Here is a 13,701-nt window from a genome sequence, read left to right as displayed (position 1 = left end):
CATGAGCACGCCCCCCGCCCCCGAGCCGCGCGAGCCCAAGGCCGCGCTGATCTTCGACGACCCGCTGGACCAGCAGTCCTCGGACGACACGGACCGTGGGTGGGGCGAGCGGCCGGGCGGCGACAGGGACAGCGCGGCCGACCTCAAGCGCTTCCTCGACGAGAAGCCGCCCCACCACATCTGAGCCGTTACCGCCGGCTCGGCCCCGAGCCGCGCTGGGCGACCAGTTCGTCGCGGATCTCCTTGAGCACCTCCAGCTCGGTCACCTCGATGACCTCCTGCGCCCCCTCCTTCGCCTTGCGGCGGGCCTCCACCCGGGCCAGGTACTTCGCCATGGGCAGCACCATCAGGAAGTAGACGACGGCCGCGGTGATCACGAAGCTGAGCGTGGCACCCAGCACCGAGCCCCACATGATCTCGATCCCCTGCTCGCCCTCGCACGGCTCGCTCAGGCACGTGCTGTAGTGATCGAGGTTCTTGGTGCCGATCGCTCCGACCAGCGGATTGATGATGCCCTTCACCACCGCGTTCACGATGTTGGTGAACGCGGCACCGATCACCACCGCCACCGCCAGATCGACGACGTTTCCGCGCATCAGGAAGGCCTTGAAGCCCTCCCAGATGCCCGGTTCCTTGTTCTCGCTCACTTCGCAGCCACCCCTCGTACACACGGCTTGTGGAACAGACCGCTCCGCAACCTACGTCAGGGCTACGCCATCCTGTCCAATCGCGGCTCAGCACACCGTCACCGCCAGCCGGGCCGTGGCGCTCGCGCCCGCCAGGTGCGCCGCCGTGGCACGCGGCACCGACAGCACGACCAGCGCCCCGCTGTCGGCCGAGGCGTCCAGCGGCTCCGGCACCTTCGACACCCGCGCCCCGCGCGCGACCACCCGGGCGTCGCCGCCCGTCGCGGTGTCCGCCGCGGCGATCACATCGACCCGGTCACCGGGCCGCAGCAGCCGTACGGTGGCCCCGTCGGCGATCCGCACCGGCGCGGACACCCGCTCGACGGCCCGGTGCTGGCGAACCGGCTCCGCCACCGGATGCCCACGCGACCGGTCGGCCTCCCGAGGGCCCGCCGCCACGAGCGCCGCCGCGGTCACGGCGAGTCCGGCTGCCAGGGCCCGCCTTCGGTGCCGTACCAGCCGGCGTGATCGATACCGCCCGCCGCGCACCCGGACCGGGGCGAAGTGCGGCACCTCGCAGGTCGCCGGGGCGTCCGTGCCCAGCGGCAGCGGAGCACGCGGAAAGGAAGAGGAAGGGGAAGGGGACGGCGGAGCAACGGACATGGGGACCACCACCTGCGACGACGGAACGGCTGTCAGCCCACGATGAACCATCGCGCCGCCGCTCGCCGGAGCCCGTGGACTACCGACCGGTTGTGGAAAACTCCCCCACCCGAACGGGGAGTTCCGCCCCCCGTAATCCCTCTACGGCAGCTCGAACCCCGGATCCATCCCGCCCAGCGCCCCGGTGCACAGACAGTCCCGCTCCTCATTCACCGGCAGCGCGGCCACCGCGTCGAAGAGCACCCCCCGCAGCCGGTCCACGTTCGCCGCGAACACCCGCAGCACCTCGTCGTGGGAGACGCCCTCACCCGTCTCCGCGCCCGCGTCCAGGTCGGTGACCAGCGTCAACGACGTGTAGCACAGCTCCAGTTCACGGGCCAGCGCCGCCTCGGGGTGGCCGGTCATGCCCACCACCGACCAGCCCTGCGCCTGGTGCCACAGCGATTCGGCGCGGGTCGAGAAGCGGGGCCCCTCGATGACGACCAGCGTGCCGCCGTCCACCGGCTCCCAGTCCCGCCCGCGCGCCGCCTTCAGCGCGACCGCCCGGCCGGTGGGGCAGTACGGGTCGGCCAGTGACACGTGCACCACGTTCGGCACGGTGCCGTCGGGCAGCGGCAGCCCGTCGAAGTACGTCCCGGTCCGGGACTTCGTGCGGTCGACGAGCTGGTCCGGCACCAGCAGCGTGCCCGGACCGTACTCGGGGCGCAGGCCACCCACCGCACACGGGCCGAGGACCTGGCGCGCGCCGAGCGAGCGCAGCGCCCACAAATTGGCCCGGTAGTTGATCCGGTGCGGCGGCAGATGGTGGCCGCGGCCGTGCCGGGGCAGGAAGGCGACCCGTCGGCCGGCGATCTCGCCGAGGAAGAGGGAGTCGCTGGGCGCCCCGTAGGGGGTGTCCACCTGTATCTCGGTCACGTCGTCGAGGAACGAGTAGAAACCGGAGCCGCCGATCACGCCGAGTTCGACGTTCGCCTTGTTCGCCATGCCCGCACCCTAACCGCACCCCGAAACGCCGAGGACCCCGTCGCCGGACGGCGACAGGGTCTCGTAAGAAATGGGTCCCGTAAGAAACGGGTCCTTACGCGGCGGTGCTGCTGGAGGAAGTGCCGGTGCTCGACGCCTTCGAGTCCGAGGACGACGAGGAGGACGTCGAGGTCGACGAGGACGAGTCCGACGACGAGGAGGACGCCGACGGCTTCGACGACGCCGGCGAGCTGCTCGACGAGGAGCTGCGGCTGTCGTTGCGGTAGAAGCCGGAGCCCTTGAAGACGATGCCGACCGCGGAGAACACCTTCTTGAGGCGGCCCTGGCAGCCGGGGCACTCGGTCAGGGCGTCGTCGGTGAACTTCTGCACCGCCTCGAGGCCCTCGCCGCACTCGGTGCACTGGTACTGGTAGGTCGGCACTGTCTTCCTCCTGGCACTCTCACTCGATGAGTGCTAACGACGGTCAAGTGTGACGTATTCCAGCCGCTCAGTCCACTGCCACCGGCACGCGGTGACCGACGCCACGTGCGACGGTACGGCCGCGGGGCCGTGTCGCCAGCCTCGAGCGCAGCGCCACCAGGGTCACGAGCGCGAGCAGCGTCCCGCCCATCGGCACCAGGAACCCGGCGCCGCCCCACAGGCGGTCCTCCAGTTGCCCGGCGACCGTCACGGCCGCGGCCTGGCCGAGCGCCACCGCGCCCGTGAGCCAGGTGAAGGCCTCGGTCCGGGCACCGGCCGGGACCAGGCCCTCGACCAGCGTGTACCCGGTGATCAGCGCGGGCGCGATGCACATGCCGACGAGCAGGCCGAGGCCCGCCAGGACCAGCACCGAGTGCGCGGCCCACAGCCCGGACGCGGCCAGCGCGAGGGCGGCGTAGCCGACGAGGAGGCGGCGCTGCGGGGCCGCCTTCCAGGCGATGGCGCCGCAGGCGATGCCGGAGAGCATGTTGCCCGCGGCGAAGGTGCCGTAGAGCACGCCATTGAGTCCCGGTTCGCCGATGGACTCGGTGAAGGCGGCCAGCGAGACCTGCATGCCGCCGAAGACGGAGCCGATGCCGAGGAAGGTCACGATCAGTACCCGCACCCCGGGAACGCGCAGCGCCGAAGCGTGCTCCACGCGCGCGTGCCCGCCGGCGGCGACCGAGGGCTGGGTGCTCTTCTGCGCGGCGAACAGCAGACCGCCGAGCAGTGTGAGCGCGGCCTCGGTCACCAGGCCCGCGGCCGGGTCGACGGCGGTGCACAGGGCGGTGGCCAGCAGCGGGCCGACGACGAAGGTCAGCTCGTCGGTGACCGACTCGAAGGCCGCCGCCGTCGGCATCAGGGGCGAGTCCTGGAGCCTGACGCCCCAGCGGGCCCGCACCATGGGCCCGATCTGCGGCACCGAGGCACCGGTCGGCACGGCCGCCACGAACAGCGCCCACAGGGGTGCGTGGGCCAGGGCGAGCCCGGTCAGGGCCAGTCCCGACAGGGCGTGCACGAGGACGCCGGGGACGAGGACGGCGCGCTGGCCGTAGCGGTCGGCGAGGCGGCCGCTGTAGGGCGCGAACAGCGCCATGGAGACGCCGGTGACGGCCGCGGCGGCGCCCGCCGCGCCGTAGGAGCCGGTGGTGTGCTGGACCAGCAGCACGATGGAGAGAGTCAGCATCGCGAACGGCTGGCGTGCCGCGAAGCCGGGAAGCAGGAACGTCCAGGCGCCGCGGGTGCGCAGCAGCTGTCCGTATCCGGGGCGGGAGGAGGTGACCGTGGATGCCACGGCCCGTGCCTTTCTGCCGCCTGGTAGCGCGCCTGTGCGGGGGCGCCGAGAGCTGTCCTCTTGCGCGGACTGCGGTAGATGCCGAAGATCGCTGTTCAGGGACGTCTCGGCCGCCATACGGTCGCGCCAGCTCTGCGTCAGGCAGAGTTGGTTTGATCTGGGTGACGCCTGCATAGTACAGGGGTCCAGGCCTGCCAGTCCTGTGAAACTGAGCACCGTACCGTGCTTCACCTGCGATTAGCTTGCCCCGTTGGTCCCCAGCCACCCGGCCAGCTTTCCTCCGGCGCCCACCGCGCGCAGCCGGCGCTCGGCGGCGTCCCGGACCGGGTCGGTGGCCACCACGAGCAGTTCGTCGCCGAGTCGCAGCACCGTCGTCGGCAGCGGAACGAACGATTTCCCGTCCCGGACGACGAGGGTGACGGCGGCCCCGGCGGGCAGCCGCAGCTCGCTGATCTCGACGCCGTGCATCTTGGAGCCCTTGGGGATCGCGAAGGACAGCAGATGCCCGCGCAGCCGCTCCAGCGGCGCCGACTCGATGCCGAGGTCGGCGGCCTCGGGGCCCTGGCCGAGGTCCAGCTTGCGGGCGAGCCAGGGCAGGGTCGGCCCCTGGACCAGCGTGTAGACGACGACCAGGACGAAGACCATGTTGAAGATGGAGCGGCTGCCCTCGACCCCGCCCACCATGGGGATCGTCGCCAGCACGATGGGCACGGCGCCGCGCAGCCCCGCCCAGGACATCAGTGCCTGCTCGCGCCAGGCGACCCGGAACGGCGTCAGGCACGCCACGACGCTCAGCGGCCGCGCCACCATGGTCAGCACCAGCCCGATGACGAGCGCGGGCACGATGTCGTCGCCCAGCTCGTGCGGTGTGACCAGCAGGCCGAGCAGGACGAACATGCCGATCTGGGCGATCCAGCCGACCCCGTCGGCGAACCCGCGCGTGGCCGGCCAGTGCGGCAGCTTGGCGTTGCCCAGCACCATCGAAGCGAGGTAGACGGCCAGGAAGCCGCTGCCGTGCGCCATCGCGCCGGCCGCGTAGGCGGTGACGGCGATGGCCATGACGGCGATCGGATAGAGGCCGGAGGCGGGCAGCGCCACGTGTCTGAGGCCCCAGGCGCCCAGCCAGCCCACCGCGAGGCCGATGGCGGCGCCGATGGCCAGCTCCTGAGCTATCTCGCCGGCCAGCAGGTACCAGGGCTCGACCGGGCCGTCCACGGAGAAGGCGACGACCAGGATGACCACGGGGGCGTCGTTGAAGCCGGACTCCGCCTCCAGGGTGCCCGTCACGCGCGGGGGGAGCGGGATCTTGCGCAGCACGGAGAACACCGCGGCCGCGTCCGTCGAGGAGACGACCGCCCCGATGATCAGCGCCTGCCGCCACTCGAGGCCGACCAGGTAGTGCGCGGCCGCCGCCGTGACCCCGACGCTCACCGCGACCCCGGCCAGCGCCAGCGCGGAGGCGGCCGGCAGGGCCGGCCTGATCTCCTTCCACTTGGTGCCCAGACCACCTTCGGCCAGGATCACGACCAGCGCCGCGTAGCCGATGACCTGCGTCAGCTCGGCGTCGTCGAAGCGGATGCCACCGATGCCGTCCTGGCCCATGAGCACACCGATGCCCAGGTAAACGAGCAGGCTGGGGAGCCCGCTGCGCGAGGAGATCCGGACCGCTGCGACGGCGACGAGCAGGACGAGCGAGCAGACGAGCAGGAGCTGGTTGAGGTCGTGGACAGTCAGCGGCCGTTCCCTTTCCCTGGCCTGCGCGCACGCACGCGCGCGCGGGCTCATGTACATAGGACACGAAGTGGCGGTTCTCCGCACCTATCTACTTCGTTACCTTACCTAACTCTTGACGATTTCTTGACGCTCCGCGGTGCATGATCGAACGTCCGTCCGTGCTGGTTCCCTACTCCGCGTCAAGTTGGACAGGGCCCTGCGCCTATGGTTGCTCCAGCGCTCATTCAAAAGGACCGCCCGCCTCCCTCGCGTTAGGACAGCAAGGACAGCGATGCCCCCCAACACCACCGCCTCCACGGGTCAGCAGCCCGGCAAGTCCGGCAGGAAGAAGGGGCGCAGAGCCCGCCTGCTCGTCCTCGTGCTGGTACTGGCCGTCGTGGCGGGCGTCGCCGGCGGGGCGTACTGGTCCATCAGCACCGTCCGTGCCTCGTTCCCGCAGACCGAGGGCTCCCTCACGCTCAAGGGCCTGTCCGGCCGGGTCGAGGTCAAGCGCGACGACTACGGCATCCCGCAGATCTACGCCTCCTCCGACGAGGACCTGTTCATGGCCCAGGGCTACGTCCAGGCCCAGGACCGGTTCTGGGAGATGGACGTACGCCGCCACATGACCTCCGGCAGGCTGTCGGAGATGTTCGGCAAGAGCCAGGTCGACAACGACGAGTTCCTGCGCACGCTCGGCTGGGACCGGGTCGCGAAGGAGGAGTACGACAAGACGCTGTCGGCCTCCACCAAGAAGTACCTCCAGGCCTACGCCAAGGGCGTCAACGCCTATCTGGACGGCAAGGAGGGCAAGGACATCTCCCTGGAGTACGCCGCCCTCGGCTTCACCAACGACTACAAGCCCGCGCAGTGGACCCCGGTTGACTCGGTCTCCTGGCTGAAGGCGATGGCCTGGGACCTGCGCGGCAACATGCAGGACGAGATCGACCGCGCCCTGATGACCAGCCGCCTGGGCCCCAAGCAGATCCAGGACCTGTACCCGCAGTACCCCTACAGCCGGAACCGGACCATCGTCCAGAGCGGCCGGTACGACGACGTCACCAAAACGTTCGAGCAGTCGGGCTCCTCGTCCGCCGCGGGCTCGTCCACGGGCACCGGCACGGCGGGCACGGCCTCCTCCTCCGGCACCTCCGGCCTGCAGAGCCAGCTGGCGGGCCTGCAGAAGGTCCTGGAGGACCTGCCCACGGCCGTCGGCGTGAACGGCCACGGCATCGGCTCCAACTCCTGGGTGGTCTCCGGGAAGTACACCGTCAACGGCAAGCCGCTGCTGGCCAACGACCCGCACCTGTCGGCCTCGCTGCCGTCCGTCTGGTACCAGATGGGCCTGCACTGCCGCTCGGTCTCCAGCAGCTGCCAGTACGACGTCAGCGGCTACACCTTCGCGGGCATGCCCGGCGTGATCATCGGCCACAACCAGAACATCGCCTGGGGCATGACCAACTCCGGAGTCGACGTCACCGACCTCTACCTGGAGAAACTCTCCGGCGACGGCTACCAGTACGGCGACAAGACGGTGCCCTTCAACACGCGCGAGGAGACCATCAAGGTCGCCGGCGGCGCCTCCAAGAAGATCGTCATCCGCGAGACCCAGCCAGAGAAGACCGAGGACGGGAAGACGCTGCCCGGGATGCCGCTGCTGTCCGATCGCAGCAGCGAACTCGTCAAGGTCGGCAGGAAGGCCACCGTCGACGCCGCCGCCCCCGACCGCGGCGACGGCTACGCCATCGCGCTGCGCTGGACCGCGCTGGACCCGGGCACCACCATGGACGCCGTCTTCGCCATGGACAAGGCCAAGGACTGGAGCGACTTCCGCGCCGCCGCCGCCCTGTTCGACGTGCCCTCGCAGAACCTGATCTACGCCGACACCGAGGACCACATCGGCTACACGCTGCCCGGCAAGATCCCCACGCGCGCGGAGGGCTACGACGGCTCCGTCCCGGCGCCGGGCTGGGACCGCAAGTCCCGCTGGACCGGCTACATCGACGAGGACGAGCTGCCGTACGAGTACAACCCGTCCCGCGGCTACATCGTCACCGCCAACCAGGCCGTGATCGACAAGACCAGGGCCGGCTACCCCTACACGCTCACCACCGACTGGGGCTACGGCGCCCGCAGCCAGCGCATCACCGATCTGATCCAGTCGAAGATCGACGACGGCGGCAAGATCTCCACCGACGACATGCGCCAGATGCAGCTCGACAACAGCAGCGAGATCGCCAAGCTGCTGGTTCCCAAGCTGCTGAAGATCGACATCAGCGACAAGGACGTCCGGCACCCGGAGGCCATCCGGGAGGCACAGGAGCTCCTGGAGGGCTGGGACTACACCCAGGACGCCGACTCGGCGGCGGCCGCCTACTTCAACGCGGTCTGGCGCAACATCCTCAAGCTCGCCTTCGGCAACAAGCTGCCCAAGGAGCTGCGGGTCGAGGGCCAGTGCCTGTGGGTCGACCCCGTCAACACCACCGGCCCCGCGGACGCGACGGAGAAGGTCCGCGAGTGCGGTCAGCGCGACACCGACCAGGCCCAGCCGGACGGCGGCGACCGCTGGTTCGAGGTCGTGCGCAGCCTCATGGACGACGAGGACAGCGACTGGTGGACGACACCGAGGTCGGGCACCCGCCCCGCGGCCGCCAACCGCGACGAGCTGTTCAAGCGCGCCATGATCGACGCCCGCTGGGAGCTGACCGCCAAGCTCGGCAAGGACATGGACACCTGGAGCTGGGGCCGGCTGCACCGCCTGTTCCTGAAGAACCAGACCCTCGGCACCGAGGGCCCCGGGTTCCTCCAGTACGCCCTCAACCGCGGCCCCTGGAAGCTCAGCGGCGGTGAGGCCGCCGTCAACGCCAGCGGCTGGAACGCGGCCGGCGGCTACGGCGTGGTCTGGGTGCCGTCGATGCGGATGGTGGTCAACCTCGGCAACCTCGACAAGTCGAAGTGGATCAACCTCACCGGCGCCTCCGGGCACGCCTACAACGCCCACTACACCGACCAGACGGACAAGTGGGCCGAAGGCGAACTGCTCGACTGGTCGTTCTCGAAGAAGGCGGTCGACGGCGGCACGAGCGACACGCTGGTGCTCGAGCCCTGACCCCGGGCCCCCTGACGCGAGCGGCCGCCACACGCGTGTGGCGGCCGCTCGCGCGATCTGGCCGCTCGCGCGTTCCGGCCGCCCGGTCAGCCGAACCGCCGCACCCCCGACGGCGTCACCACCGCGTGCACCGGCCGGTCGTGCGGCTCCTCGGGGACACGCTCGACGACCTCGGAGTCGTACAGCAGCACCACCAGCGCGGGATGGGCGCCCGCGCTCTCCAGCCGGGCGAGGACACGGTCGTACGACCCCCCGCCGCGCCCCAGCCGCATCCCGCGCGCGTCGACCGCCAGACCCGGCAGCAGCACGACGTCGGCCCCGGTCACGGCGTCCGGGCCGAGACGCTCGCCGGCGGGCTCGAAGAGGGCCATTTTTCCGCCGTGCTGGACGCGGGCGAGGGAGTCCCGGCCAGCGTACGCGCCCCAGTCGAGGTCGTTGTCGGGCAACAGCGCCGGGAGCAGCACCCGCACGCCCCGCGCGCGCAGCGCGTCCAGCAGCGCGAGCGTGCCGGGTTCGCTCCCCACGGAGACGTACGCCGCCACCGTGCCCGCCCCGGCCAGCTCCGGCAGCTGAAGTGCCCACCCGGCCAGCGCGGTCGCCGATGCCCGCACGTCATCCTCCGGCAACCTGTTTCTCACCGTGAGGAGCTCGCGCCGCAACGTTCGCTTGTCAGGCTCGGCCGGGCGCCCGGTGTGCCTCATGGGTCGCTCCCGTTCCTTTCGCATTGTGCTCATATGAGAGCCAAATAACCGGAGCCTCAGATTCCCTACAAAGGCAACGGATAAGGTGGCGGGCATGACTCAGTCCCACCCTCGGATCAGCAAGGCTGTCATCCCTGCAGCGGGTCTCGGCACCCGCTTCCTGCCGGCCACCAAAGCCACTCCCAAGGAGATGCTGCCGGTCGTCGACAAGCCGGCGATCCAGTACGTGGTCGAAGAGGCCGTGTCCGCAGGCCTCGATGACGTCCTCATGATCACCGGCCGCAACAAGCGCCCCCTCGAGGACCACTTCGACCGCAACTACGAGCTGGAGTCCGCCCTTCAGAAGAAGGGCGACGCGGGCCGGCTCGCGAAGGTGCAGGAGTCCAGCGACCTGGCCACGATGCACTACGTGCGCCAGGGCGACCCCAAGGGCCTCGGCCACGCCGTCCTGTGCGCCGCCCCGCACGTCGGCCAGGAGCCCTTCGCCGTCCTGCTCGGCGACGACCTGATCGACCCGCGCGACCCGCTGCTCAAGCGGATGGTCGAGGTGCAGGAGCAGCACGGCGGCAGCGTCATCGCGCTCATGGAGGTCGCGCCCGAGCAGATCCATCTCTACGGCTGTGCGGCCGTAGACCCCACCGAGGACGGCGACGTCGTCAAGGTCCACGACCTGGTCGAGAAGCCGGCCGCCGCGGACGCCCCGTCGAACTACGCGATCATCGGCCGCTACGTCCTCGACCCGGCCATCTTCGACATCCTGCGCAAGACCGAGCCGGGCCGCGGCGGCGAGATCCAGCTCACCGACGCCCTCCAGCAGCTCTCGCAGGACGAGAAGGTCGGCGGCCCGGTGCACGGCGTCGTCTTCAAGGGCCGCCGCTATGACACCGGCGACCGCGGCGACTATCTGCGTGCCATTGTCAGACTCGCGTGCGAACGTGAAGACCTGGGCCCGGACTTCCGGACCTGGCTTCGCAGTTACGTAGCCGAGGAGATGTAGCGAGTTGAGCACCGCCGCGCCCCGCCCCACCGGCCAGGACCACCTCTGGTCGGTGGACGAACACCTGGAGGACATCCTCACGACCGTCCGCCCCCTCGAACCCATCGAGCTGCAACTGCTCGACGCCCAGGGCTGCGTCCTGGTCGACGACGTCACGGTGCCGGTCTTCTTGCCACCGTTCGACAACAGCTCCATGGACGGGTACGCGGTACGGGTCGCGGATGTCGCGGGCGCGAGCGAGGAGCATCCGGCAGCCCTGGAGGTGGTCGGGGACGTCGCGGCGGGCCAGGCCGAGCTGCTCCAGGTGGGCCCCGGCCAGGCCGCCCGCATCATGACCGGGGCCCCGCTGCCGCCCGGCGCCGAGACCGTCGTTCCGGTGGAGTGGACCGACGGAGGCCTCGGCGAGGGCCCGGTGAGCGGGATGCGCGCCCGCAGCCTCGCCCCCGAGGGCGCGCAGGGCCAGGTCCACGTCTACCGGCCCGCCGAGGCACGCGCGCACGTGCGCGCGAGGGGCAGCGACGTCAAGGCGGGCGACAAGGCCCTCGAAGCCGGCACGATCCTCGGGCCGTCACAGATCGCCCTGCTCGCCGCGATCGGCCGCGGCACGGTACGGGTGCGCCCGCGCCCGCGCGTGGTCGTGCTCTCCACCGGCAGCGAACTCGTCCAGCCCGACGGGGAACTGGCCGAGGGCCAGATCTACGACTCCAACAGCTTCGCCCTCACCGCCGCCGCCCGCGACGCCGGCGCCATCGCCTACCGCGTGGGCGCCGTGGCCGACGACGCCGAGACGCTCCGCTCCACCATCGAGGACCAGCTCGTACGCGCCGACCTCATGGTCACCACCGGCGGTGTGAGCGTCGGGGCGTACGACGTCGTGAAGGAAGCCCTCTCCCACGTCGGCGACGAGGACGAGGCCGGCAGCGGCGTCGAGTTCCGCAAGCTCGCCATGCAGCCCGGCAAGCCCCAGGGCTTCGGCTCCATCGGCCCCGACCACACCCCGCTGCTCGCGCTGCCGGGCAACCCGGTGTCGTCGTACGTCTCCTTCGAGATCTTCGTGCGCCCCGCGATCCGCACCCTGATGGGCCTGGCCGACGTCCACCGGCCCCGCGTGAAGGCGACCCTCGGCGCGGACGAGGCGCTGACCTCCCCGAAGGGACGCAGACAGTTCCTGCGCGGGACGTACGCGGACGGTGAGGTGCGGCCGGTCGGCGGCGCCGGATCCCATCTGATCGCGGCCCTCGCGCACGCGGACGCGCTGATCGTCGTCCCCGAGGACACCGTGAGCGTCGAGCCCGGTGCCGAGGTCGAGGTGGTCCTGCTCGGCTGAGGGGCCCCGGTTGGCGGTACCGTGTCGCGCACAGCAGGCCCGTGCGCCGCATCGCGACGGGCCCGGACCGGGAGCGCCACACCAGCATGAGCACGCAGGACCGACCCACCCAGGACCGTCTCACGCACATCGACGACGCGGGCGCGGCCCGCATGGTCGACGTCTCCGAGAAGGACGTCACCGCGCGCACCGCCCGCGCCTCAGGACGCGTCCTCGTCTCGCCCCGCGTGATCGAGCTGCTGCGCGGCGAGGGGGTCCCCAAGGGGGACGCCCTGGCCACCGCGCGCATCGCGGGCATCATGGGGGCCAAGCGCACCCCGGACCTGATCCCGCTGTGCCACCCGTTGTCGGTGTCGGGTGTGAAACTGGACCTGTCGGTCGCGGACGACGCCGTGGAGATCGTGGCCACCGTGAAGACCACGGACCGCACGGGCGTCGAGATGGAGGCCCTCACCGCGGTCTCCGTCGCCGCGCTCACCGTGATCGACATGGTCAAGGCGGTCGACAAGGGAGCGGTCATCACGGACGTACGGGTGGAGGAGAAGACGGGCGGCAAGTCGGGCGACTGGAGCCGGTCATGACTCTCGACGTTTCGGTGGGCGGTGCGCTGGTTGCACCGTATGCCGCACTGGTGGTCACCGCCTCCAACAGGGCGGCCGCCGGGGTCTACGAGGACAAGGGCGGCCCGCTGATCGCCGACGGCCTCAAGGGCTTCGGCTTCGAGGTCGACGGCCCGCAGATCGTGCCCGACGGCGACCCCGTGGAGACCGCCCTGCGCGCCGGTGTCGACGCCGGCTACGACGTCATCGTGACCACGGGCGGCACCGGCATCTCGCCCACCGACCGCACCCCCGAGGCGACCCGCGCGGTGATCGACCACGAGGTGCCGGGCATCGCGGAGGCCATCCGGGCGTTCGGCCGCCAGAAGGTGCCCACGGCCGCGCTGTCCCGGGGCCTGGCCGGAGTCGCCGGGCGCACACTGATCGTCAATCTGCCCGGCTCCAGCGGCGGGGTGAAGGACGGCCTGGCCGTTCTGGAGCCCCTGCTGATCCACGCCGTCGACCAGCTCCGCGGCGGCGACCACCCCAGACCCGGCAGTGGGGGTGCGAGCTGAACAGCCCATCCTGGCCCGTCGTGCTGGGGGACGGCGACGTCGTCCTCCGGCCGATAAAGATGCGCGACCAGCGGGCCTGGCGCGAGGTCAACCGGCGCAACCGGGACTGGCTGCGCCCCTGGGAGGCGACCATTCCGCCGCCGACCCCCAGCGGCCCGATCGCGCACCGGCCGACCTACCGTCAGATGGTCCGGCACCTGCGCTCCGAGGCGAACGCGGGCCGGATGCTGCCGTTCGTCATCGAGTACCAGGGGCGGCTGGTCGGGCAGTTGACGGTCGCCGGGATCACCTGGGGGTCGATGTGCTCGGGGCACGTCGGTTACTGGGTGGACGAGGCGGTGGCGGGCCGCGGGGTGATGCCGACCGCCGTGGCGCTCGCCGTGGACCACTGTTTCCGGACCGTCGGTCTGCACCGCATCGAGGTCTGCATTCGCCCCGAGAACACACCCAGCCGCCGGGTCGTGGAGAAACTCGGATTCCGCGAGGAGGGGCTGCGTCCGCGATATCTTCACATCGACGGGGCCTGGCGTGACCATCTCGTGTTCGCGCTCACGGCGGAAGAGGTCCCGGAGGGGTTGCTCAGCCGCTGGCAGCGGGCACGCTCCCGGCAGACGCCGCACTCGAACCCGCAGGACACCCGGCAGAACCCGCAGGGGAATCCCGCATAGCACCGGACATGGCCCGGAAATTGAATACGTGTTCGAAATTGATCG

General features: G+C 71.0%; 14 protein-coding genes. 7 read left to right on the top strand and 7 right to left on the bottom strand.

Annotation, left to right across the window (positions count from 1 at the left end):
• The first annotated feature begins 1 nt into the window (after position 1).
• Entirely contained in the window at positions 2-184 is a 183-nt protein-coding gene (locus ACP4J3_RS20575) for a hypothetical protein (protein WP_426536438.1), read from the top strand.
• A gap of 4 nt (positions 185-188) precedes the next feature.
• On the opposite strand, the gene mscL is transcribed toward ACP4J3_RS20575, so the two are convergent.
• From mscL to ACP4J3_RS20545, 6 genes are all read right to left on the bottom strand, one after another.
• Positions 189-647 carry a large conductance mechanosensitive channel protein MscL gene (mscL, locus tag ACP4J3_RS20570; protein WP_426536436.1) on the bottom strand — a complete coding sequence of 153 codons (459 nt, stop codon included), beginning with the start codon at positions 645-647 and terminating at the stop codon, positions 189-191.
• 87 nt (positions 648-734) lie between these two features.
• The gene (locus ACP4J3_RS20565) at positions 735-1,289 is read right to left on the bottom strand and encodes a hypothetical protein (protein WP_426536434.1); all 555 of its coding nucleotides are present in this window, start codon (positions 1,287-1,289) and stop codon (positions 735-737) included.
• Positions 1,290-1,430: 141 nt separating this feature from the next.
• Positions 1,431-2,273, bottom strand: coding sequence for an S-methyl-5'-thioadenosine phosphorylase (locus ACP4J3_RS20560; RefSeq protein ID WP_426536432.1), 843 nt, complete (start codon positions 2,271-2,273; stop codon positions 1,431-1,433).
• 94 nt (positions 2,274-2,367) lie between these two features.
• On the bottom strand, positions 2,368-2,694 hold the full coding sequence (locus ACP4J3_RS20555; RefSeq protein ID WP_426536430.1) for an FmdB family zinc ribbon protein: 327 nt from the start codon (positions 2,692-2,694) through the stop codon (positions 2,368-2,370).
• A gap of 67 nt (positions 2,695-2,761) precedes the next feature.
• A complete protein-coding gene (locus tag ACP4J3_RS20550; protein WP_426536428.1) occupies positions 2,762-4,027 on the bottom strand; it encodes an MFS transporter in 1,266 nt (421 codons plus the stop codon).
• A gap of 237 nt (positions 4,028-4,264) precedes the next feature.
• Positions 4,265-5,812 carry a potassium/proton antiporter gene (locus tag ACP4J3_RS20545; protein WP_426536426.1) on the bottom strand — a complete coding sequence of 516 codons (1,548 nt, stop codon included), beginning with the start codon at positions 5,810-5,812 and terminating at the stop codon, positions 4,265-4,267.
• Positions 5,813-6,032: 220 nt separating this feature from the next.
• On the opposite strand from ACP4J3_RS20545, the gene ACP4J3_RS20540 reads away from it, so the two are divergent.
• A complete protein-coding gene (locus ACP4J3_RS20540; protein ID WP_426536424.1) occupies positions 6,033-8,849 on the top strand; it encodes a penicillin acylase family protein in 2,817 nt (938 codons plus the stop codon).
• A gap of 86 nt (positions 8,850-8,935) precedes the next feature.
• On the opposite strand, the gene ACP4J3_RS20535 is transcribed toward ACP4J3_RS20540, so the two are convergent.
• Positions 8,936-9,550: a 5-formyltetrahydrofolate cyclo-ligase gene (locus ACP4J3_RS20535; protein ID WP_426536422.1), complete on the bottom strand. Its 615-nt coding sequence runs from the start codon at positions 9,548-9,550 to the stop codon at positions 8,936-8,938.
• Positions 9,551-9,644: 94 nt separating this feature from the next.
• On the opposite strand from ACP4J3_RS20535, the gene galU reads away from it, so the two are divergent.
• From galU to ACP4J3_RS20510, 5 genes are all read left to right on the top strand, one after another.
• Positions 9,645-10,547, top strand: a complete 903-nt coding sequence (galU, locus tag ACP4J3_RS20530; RefSeq protein ID WP_426536420.1) for a UTP--glucose-1-phosphate uridylyltransferase GalU — start codon at positions 9,645-9,647, stop codon at positions 10,545-10,547.
• Positions 10,548-10,551: 4 nt separating this feature from the next.
• Complete coding sequence (gene glp, locus ACP4J3_RS20525; RefSeq protein WP_426536418.1) at positions 10,552-11,874, top strand: gephyrin-like molybdotransferase Glp; 1,323 nt, start codon at positions 10,552-10,554, stop codon at positions 11,872-11,874.
• Between the two features lie 86 nt (positions 11,875-11,960).
• On the top strand, positions 11,961-12,455 hold the full coding sequence (gene moaC / locus ACP4J3_RS20520) for a cyclic pyranopterin monophosphate synthase MoaC (protein WP_426536416.1): 495 nt from the start codon (positions 11,961-11,963) through the stop codon (positions 12,453-12,455).
• Positions 12,452-12,988, top strand: a complete 537-nt coding sequence (locus tag ACP4J3_RS20515) for a MogA/MoaB family molybdenum cofactor biosynthesis protein (protein ID WP_426536414.1) — start codon at positions 12,452-12,454, stop codon at positions 12,986-12,988. Before moaC ends, ACP4J3_RS20515 begins: the two co-directional genes overlap by 4 nt.
• Positions 12,989-13,008: 20 nt before the next feature.
• Complete coding sequence (locus tag ACP4J3_RS20510; RefSeq protein WP_426536412.1) at positions 13,009-13,656, top strand: GNAT family N-acetyltransferase; 648 nt, start codon at positions 13,009-13,011, stop codon at positions 13,654-13,656.
• Positions 13,657-13,701 lie beyond the last annotated feature (45 nt).

The organism is Streptomyces sp. UG1 (assembly GCF_049974585.1).
Classification (GTDB): Bacteria; Actinomycetota; Actinomycetes; order Streptomycetales; family Streptomycetaceae; genus Streptomyces.
The sequence above is the reverse complement of the archived record's forward strand: the minus strand, read 5'-3'. Positions and strand labels throughout refer to the sequence as shown.

Bases quoted from the DNA above. Each gene is read 5' to 3' on its own strand.
- ACP4J3_RS20515 (WP_426536414.1), top strand. From the start codon at position 12,452: ATGACTCTCGACGTTTCGGTGGGCGGTGCGCTGGTTGCACCGTATGCC.
- ACP4J3_RS20540 (WP_426536424.1), top strand. From the start codon at position 6,033: ATGCCCCCCAACACCACCGCCTCCACGGGTCAGCAGCCCGGCAAGTCC.
- ACP4J3_RS20565 (WP_426536434.1), bottom strand. From the start codon at position 1,289: ATGTCCGTTGCTCCGCCGTCCCCTTCCCCTTCCTCTTCCTTTCCGCGT.
- galU (WP_426536420.1), top strand. From the start codon at position 9,645: ATGACTCAGTCCCACCCTCGGATCAGCAAGGCTGTCATCCCTGCAGCG.
- ACP4J3_RS20545 (WP_426536426.1), bottom strand. From the start codon at position 5,812: ATGAGCCCGCGCGCGCGTGCGTGCGCGCAGGCCAGGGAAAGGGAACGG.
- ACP4J3_RS20535 (WP_426536422.1), bottom strand. From the start codon at position 9,550: ATGAGGCACACCGGGCGCCCGGCCGAGCCTGACAAGCGAACGTTGCGG.
- ACP4J3_RS20560 (WP_426536432.1), bottom strand. From the start codon at position 2,273: ATGGCGAACAAGGCGAACGTCGAACTCGGCGTGATCGGCGGCTCCGGT.
- moaC (WP_426536416.1), top strand. From the start codon at position 11,961: ATGAGCACGCAGGACCGACCCACCCAGGACCGTCTCACGCACATCGAC.
- ACP4J3_RS20575 (WP_426536438.1), top strand. From the start codon at position 2: ATGAGCACGCCCCCCGCCCCCGAGCCGCGCGAGCCCAAGGCCGCGCTG.